The sequence below is a fragment of the Actinoplanes sp. NPDC048988 genome (assembly GCF_043197815.1).
Taxonomy (GTDB): Bacteria; Actinomycetota; Actinomycetes; order Mycobacteriales; family Micromonosporaceae; genus Actinoplanes.
In genome coordinates, this window is sequence record NZ_JBICTW010000004.1 from 121,905 (window position 1) to 128,382 (window position 6,478).

Below are 6,478 nucleotides of genomic sequence, written 5' to 3' on the forward strand. Positions count from 1 at the left end.
CCATCACACCCTGTCATCACAGAACTACTGTCGTCAATCTCCGGGGCGGCCGACCGGTTTTCGGGTGACCCCAACTACACGCGAAAGGCGCGCCGCGGCCTCTCGTTTCGCGAGAGGCCGCGCGGCGCCGCCGGCTCTGGATTGCTGCGGTTGGGGGCCGCCGCAGGCGTACCTCTAAGTGGTCCTTCGCAAGACGGCCAGGAACATGGCGTCAGTGCCGTGCTTGTGAGGCCAGAGTTGCACCGTCGGGCCGGTGCCGAGGCCGGGCATGCCCGGCGGGAGCAGCGGCCGGGCGTCGACGAAATCGACCTCGACGCCGCTGCGGCGGGCGCCCTCGGTCACCGTCACCTGGGTCTCCACCATGTGGGGGGAGCAGGTCACGTAGGCCACCACGCCGCCCGGGCGGACCGCTCGCAGTGCTGCCACCAGGAGTTCTCGCTGCAGCTTGGTCAGCGGTGGCAGGTCGGCGGGCTGGCGGCGCCAGCGGGACTCGGGGCGGCGGCGCAGGGAGCCCAGGCCCGTGCACGGGGCGTCGACCAGGACGCGGTCGAAGGACTCCTCGGGCAGGTCGGGGTCGCGGCCCACCGAGCGGCCGTCCACCGGCAGGACCGTGACCGGCATGCCCTCGGTGGCCTTCTCCACCAGGCGGGCCCGGTGTTCGGCGACCTCGACCGCCGTCACCTCGGCGCCCCGGGCCGACGCGATGGCGCCGATCAGGCCCGTCTTGCCGCCGGGGCCCGCGCAGAGGTCGAGCCAGCGGGTGTCGCGGCCCTCGATCGGGGCGGCCAGCAGGGCCGCGGCCACCAGCTGGGAGCCCTCGTCCTGCACGTGGGCGCGACCCTCGCGGATGGCCGCCAGCTCGCGCGGGGAACCGCCGTTGAGGTAGACCGCGTACGGCGAGAACGCGGCCGGCACGCCGCCGACCTCGTCGGCCAGCTCGATGGCGTCGGCCCGGCCGGGACGGGCGCACAGGTGCACGACCGGCGGCTGGTTGTCCTCGATCAGCAGGCGGGTGGTGTCGGCCAGGTCGCCGCCGAGCGCCTCGTCGAAGGCCCGGACGATCCACTGCGGGTGGTTGTGCAGCACCGACAGGTTGCCGATCGGGTCTTCGGAGTACGGCGGGGCGAGCCGCTCGAGCCACGCCTCGAGCGGCGTCTCGGAGATCGTGCGCATCACGGCGTTGGCGAAGCCGGCCGCGCCCGGGGCGACCGAGCGCACCAGGTCGACGGTCTGGTTCACCGCGGCGTGCGCCGGCACCCGGGTGTGCAGCAACTGGTAAGCGCCGAGCCGCAGCGCGTCACGGGCCGGCGGGTCGATGCGCGACACCTCCCGGCCGGCCGCCGAGGCGATGATCAGGTCGAGCGTGCCCAGCGTGCGCAGCGTGCCGTAGGTCAGCTCGGTCGCGAACGCCGCGTCCCGCCCGTCCAGCCCCATGTCCCGCAGGATCTCGGAGAGGACGAGATTGGCGTACGCGTCGTCGCGGTGCACGGCCGCGATCGCCTCGTACGCGGCCTGGCGGGCCGGGTCGGACGGTGGGCGGCCGGCGCGCGGCGCCCGTCCCGAGCGGGAGTCACGGTCGTAGCCCGGTCCCTCGACACCGCGGCGCGGACGTCCGGAACCGTGCGGCCTGCTGGCCCTGTGGTCGGTCACTGAAGCTTCTCCCCCGGCTGGATCCGCAGCCCTCGTGCCCAGTCGGTGGCCGGCATCGGCTTCTTGCCGGCGGCCCTCACCTCTGAAAGCGCGACCGGTGTGGTCGCCGTGCCCACGAGCACCTGGGTGCGCTCGACGAGCAGGTCGCCCGGCGCGAGCTGGGGCGCGTTGGCCACCGGGCGCACCGGTCCCAGCTTGAGCCGGTCGTCGCGCAGGGTCGTCCACGCGCCCGGCGCGGGCGTGCACGCCCGGACGCGACGGTCGACGGCGAACGCCGGGTCGTCCCAGCGGATCCGCGCGTCGTCCACTGTCAGTTTCGGGGCGATGGTCACCCCGTCGGCCGGCTGCGGATGGGCCCGGGCGGCGCCGGCCTCGATCGCGTCGAGCACGGCCACGAGCAGCCCGGCGCCCTCGGTGGCGAGCCGTTCGAGCAGGTCGCCGGAGGTGTCGGTGGGACGGATGTCCTCGGTCAGGGTGCCGTAGACCGGGCCGGTGTCGAGGCCCGCCTCCAGCTCGAACACGCTGGCCCCGGTCACCTCGTCGCCGTGCAGGACGGCGTGTTGCACGGGGGCGGCGCCGCGCCAGGCCGGCAGCAGTGAGAAGTGCAGGTTGACCCAGCCGTGCTTGGGGATCTCGAGGGCGCTCGGCGGGACCAGGGCGCCGTACGCCACGACGGGCACACAGTCGGGGGCGAGCTCGCGCAGGCGCTCCTGGAACTCGGGCTCGCGCGGCTTGGCCGGGGTGAGCACCTCGATGCCGCGCTCGTCGGCCCAGGCGCCGGCCGGCGAGCGGACCAGGCGGCGGCCGCGCCCGGCCGGGGCGTCGGGGCGGGTGACCACGGCCAGCAGCTCGTGGCCGGACGCGGCGATGGCGTCCAGGCTGGGCAGGGTGACGGCCGGCGTGCCGGCGAAGATCAGGCGCACCGGGTCACCGCCCCAGCCCGAAGATGCCCCGGCCGTGCGGGCTCTGCTTGATCGTGGGGGGCTTGCCGGCGTCGTACCACTCGGCGGACCGGATCTGCTTCATCGCGTCCTTGCGGGCGGCGGCGTCGAGCCGGTCGATGAACAGAACCCCGTCGAGGTGGTCGGTCTCGTGCTGCACGCAGCGGGCCATCAGCCCGTCGCCGACCAGCTGGATGGGGTCGCCGTGCTGGTTGAAGCCGGAGGCGACCACGTGCTGGCGGCGCTTGGTGTCGATGTAGACGCCCGGGATGCTCAGGCAGCCCTCGGGACCGTCCTGCTCCTCGTCGTCCGGGAAGGAGAGCACCGGGTTGACGATGTGCCCGACCACGTCATCCACGTCGAAGCTGAACACCCGCAGGCCGACGCCGAGCTGCGGGGCGGCCAGACCGGCGCCGCCCTCGTCCTGCATGGTCTCGGTCAGGTCCTTGACCAGCTTGCGCAGTTCCTTGTCGAAGTCGACGACGGGATCGGCCGGCGACCGGAGCACCGGGTCGCCGAACAGACGGATGGGCTGGACTGTCACGCGACAAGGCTCCTGAGATCGTGGGCTGGCACCCAACTAGTCTACGGAGTGCTCCGGCGTGCCGAGCGTCACCGGCAGGGCCTGGAAACCGCGCAGGTTCATCCTCGGCCTGCGCACCGGTTTCTCGCTCAGCCGCATCTCCGGGAACCTCTGGAAAAGCGCGGGCAGCGCGATCTGCGCCTCCAGCCGCGCGAGGGGTGCGCCGAGGCAGTAGTGGGCGCCCGCGCCGAACGACAGCGGGGTGTTGTTGGGGCGGTCCGGCCAGAATTCGTCGGCCCGGGAAAAGCGGCTGGGGTCGCGGTTGGCCGCTCCGAGCAGCAGGACGAGTTCCGCCCCGGCGTTTATTCGGACATTTCCGATTTGGGTGTCGCGCGTGGCGTAGCGCTCGGTCAGCTGGACCGGCGAGTCGAAGCGGAGGATCTCTTCGACGTACGCCTCCGGCCCCCGTTTTTCCTGGTCGAGCAGCAGGACGATGCCGTTGCCGAGCAGGTTGGTGGTGGTCTCGAAGCCGGCCACGAGCAGGAGCATCAGGTTGCCGAGCAGCTCCCGCCCGGTCAGCTCCCCGCCCTGAGCCAGCGCGGTGGTGAGGTCGCCACCCGGCTCCCGCTGCTTCTTGGCGACGAGGTGGATGAAGTAGTCCTCGAGCTCGACCGCGGCCTCGTGCGCCTTGGCCTCATCCTCCGGGGTCCACCGCACCTCGAGCACGGCGGTCAGCGCCTCGGCCAGCCGCCGGAACTGCCCCCGGTCCTCGGGCGGCACCCCGAGCAGGGCGGTGATCACCCCGATCGGCAGCGGATAGCAGAGTTCCGACATCAGATCGGCCGTGCCGTCCAGCCCGTCCAGCGCCTCGGCGACCTGCTCCTCGATCACCGAACGGAGCGTGCCGACCCGCCGCGCGGTGAAGACCCCCGCGGCGAGCCGGCGCATCCGGGTGTGATCCGGCGGATTGGACCGCAACATCGAGTCGGCGAAGAGTTCGAGCGCCTTGTTGTCACGCCAGTCGTCCCAGCGGCTGTCGAGACGCTTGATGTCGTACGTCTCCATGGCCGCGTCCCGCAGGATGCCGTCCACCGCCGCGTAGCCGGAGACGAAGTAGTACCCGTCGGCCACGGGCAGCACGGGACCGTGCTCCCGCAGCGCCGCGTAGGCGGGCACGGGATCGTGGGTGGCGCTCGGCGACAGCAGGGTCTTCACGGCTTCAGCGGCATCCATGGTGGACATTCTCTCTAGTAGGACTCCCCACGCACATCATCGAGCAGCCCCGGCCTGCTCGGCGCCCACCCGAAGGTCTCCCGCGCCCGCGTTCCGTCCATCCCGCCGCTGCGCGCCAGCACTCCAAGTTGCCCCTGCGCCCGCTCCGGGGCGAGCGACACCGCGGCCGCGCCGGTGCGCTCGGCGATCAGCCGCACGAGCTGCCCCATCTCGAAGGTGTCACCCGGGGCCGCGTTGAAGATCCGGCCGGGTTGCGGCTTCTCCAGCGCCAGCACGAAGAGATCGGCCAGATCGTCCACGTGCACCGCCGCCCAGACCTGCCGGCCCTCGCCGACGAAAGGCACGGTCTTCTGCGTACGGCCGAAGCCCATCAGCCCTTGAATGAGCGCCGATCCCCCGCGCCCGTGAATGAGCGGAACCCGGAGCACCGTGCCCCCGGCCGCGAGCACGGCCCGTTCCCCCAGCACCTTGTGCGGCTGCGCGGCGGTGCTCACGTCGACCGGGTCGTCCTCGCTCAGCTGACCTTCGCCGTAGACGAGACCGGTGCTGGTGTAGACGAACGGCTTGCCGACCAGCATGGCGGTCAACGCGGCCGCCTCGATGTCGGCCATGTTCGGGTCCGCGTAGTCGACGGCGGCGTGGATCACGGCGTCGGCCCGCTCGGCCGCCTCGCGCAGGACCTCTTTCGCGAGCAGATCCCCCGGCACCGGCTCCGCGCCCAGCGCGGCGACCCGTTCGCCGGCCCGCTCCGACCGCGCGAGCGCCTCGACCCGGTGCCCCGCCTCGATCAGGCGCTCCAGCACCACACCACCGAGATAGCCGCTACCTCCGGTGAGAAACACGTTCATGACCAGCTCCCTTCGTGGCGTCGACCGTAGCATGAGAGAGGATTATTTATCCGATCGGATGTGTGATCCGAATCCCGTGGTGGCCGCCGGGAAATGTCAGGGGGTCCGGGCAGAATGGCTGCGATGGCTACCAAGGGCACGCGAGCAGACCGAACACCGGCGGAAACCCTGCCGGTGGCCCGCGTCTGCGTCGACGTCCCCCTGCCCCACCTGGACCGTCTCTTCGACTACCTGGTCGCGTCCACCGACGACGAGGCGGCCCAGCCCGGCGTGCGGGTGAAGGTCCGCTTCGCCGGCCAGCTGGTCAGCGGCTTCCTCCTGGAACGCGCCGAGACGTCCCCCCACGGCGGCAAACTGGCCTACCTCGACAAGGTCGTCTCCCCCGAGCAGGTCCTCGACCCCGAGATCACCCGCCTGGCCCGAGCCATAGCCGACCGCTACGCCGGCAACCTCTGCGACGTCCTGCGCTTGGCCGTACCCCCACGCCACGCCCGGGTCGAGGCCCAGTCCCCCAAGCCAGCGGCCCCCCTCACCCCAGCACCCGTTGATTCCGCAGCCCTCGACCCGGCGGCCAGCACCCCAACGCCCCTCACCCCGTCGGCCCATGCCTCGTCGGCCCACGCTCCCGCAGCCCACCCCTTGGCGGCTCCTGCCCCGTCCCACGCCCACACCGCTGAGCCAGCCGACACCGACCCACCCGCCGGTGCCGCCCCTACCGCGGACGACGCCATTCATTCCGCCATCGCTTCGGCGGCCGAAGACTTTCCCCAGCCTTCGTCGGCTGCCATCGTCTCGGGCAGTGTCGCCGTGGCCTTCGACTCGGGCATTCGGAAAATGTCTGACCACAGCGACCTCGACCTCGGTCCCGCCGACGGCGCCGCCGGAGCCCTGGGCGCCGAGGTGGCCCCGCCCGCCGGGGTTCCGGATTCGACCGCGGGCGGCCCTATACAACCGGCAGTCCCTGGAGACATAGCGGCCCATAACGCCTCAGATTCCGCCGACGGCCCCGCGGTGGCGGCGGACGGCATGGCCGAGAGCAGCCCGACCGACATGAAGGAAAGCAGCCCGACCGGCTTGACCGAGGTCAGCCCGAGCGGCATGACAGAGGCCGGCAGGACCGGGGCCAGCACGGCCGGCGTGACAGAGGGGGGCACGACCGGGGTCAGCCCGGCCGGCATGACAGCGGCGGGCACGACCAGGGTCAGCCCGGCCGACATGACCCAGGCGGGCACGACCGGGATCAGCCCGGCCGGCATGACAGCGGCGGGCACGATCGGCGCGAG

Annotated in this window: 5 protein-coding genes and 1 pseudogene; 1 reads left to right on the plus strand and 5 read right to left on the minus strand. The window is 72.4% G+C overall.

The genetic code is table 11. The annotated features are described in order from the left end of the window. Positions 1-174 precede the first annotated feature (174 nt). Genes ACGFJ7_RS14890 through ACGFJ7_RS14910 form a run of 5 tightly spaced genes read right to left on the minus strand, consistent with a single transcriptional unit; the run spans position 175 to position 5,195 of the window. Positions 175-1,650 carry a transcription antitermination factor NusB gene (locus ACGFJ7_RS14890; RefSeq protein ID WP_360239257.1) on the minus strand — a complete coding sequence of 492 codons (1,476 nt, stop codon included), beginning with the start codon at positions 1,648-1,650 and terminating at the stop codon, positions 175-177. Beyond that, entirely contained in the window at positions 1,647-2,573 is a 927-nt protein-coding gene (fmt, locus tag ACGFJ7_RS14895; protein WP_360239260.1) for a methionyl-tRNA formyltransferase, read from the minus strand. Before fmt ends, ACGFJ7_RS14890 begins: the two co-directional genes overlap by 4 nt. Positions 2,574-2,577: 4 nt before the next feature. Further along, on the minus strand, positions 2,578-3,135 hold the full coding sequence (gene def / locus ACGFJ7_RS14900; protein ID WP_360239263.1) for a peptide deformylase: 558 nt from the start codon (positions 3,133-3,135) through the stop codon (positions 2,578-2,580). Between the two features lie 36 nt (positions 3,136-3,171). Beyond that, positions 3,172-4,347 (minus strand): cytochrome P450, encoded by a 1,176-nt coding sequence (locus tag ACGFJ7_RS14905; protein WP_360239266.1) that lies wholly within the window; start codon positions 4,345-4,347, stop codon positions 3,172-3,174. 14 nt (positions 4,348-4,361) lie between these two features. Continuing rightward, a complete protein-coding gene (locus ACGFJ7_RS14910; protein ID WP_360239269.1) occupies positions 4,362-5,195 on the minus strand; it encodes an NAD-dependent epimerase/dehydratase family protein in 834 nt (277 codons plus the stop codon). 123 nt (positions 5,196-5,318) lie between these two features. Between ACGFJ7_RS14910 and ACGFJ7_RS14915 the strand changes: the two are divergent. Next, positions 5,319-6,478 (plus strand): annotated as a pseudogene (locus ACGFJ7_RS14915) (hypothetical protein); the annotation flags it as partial.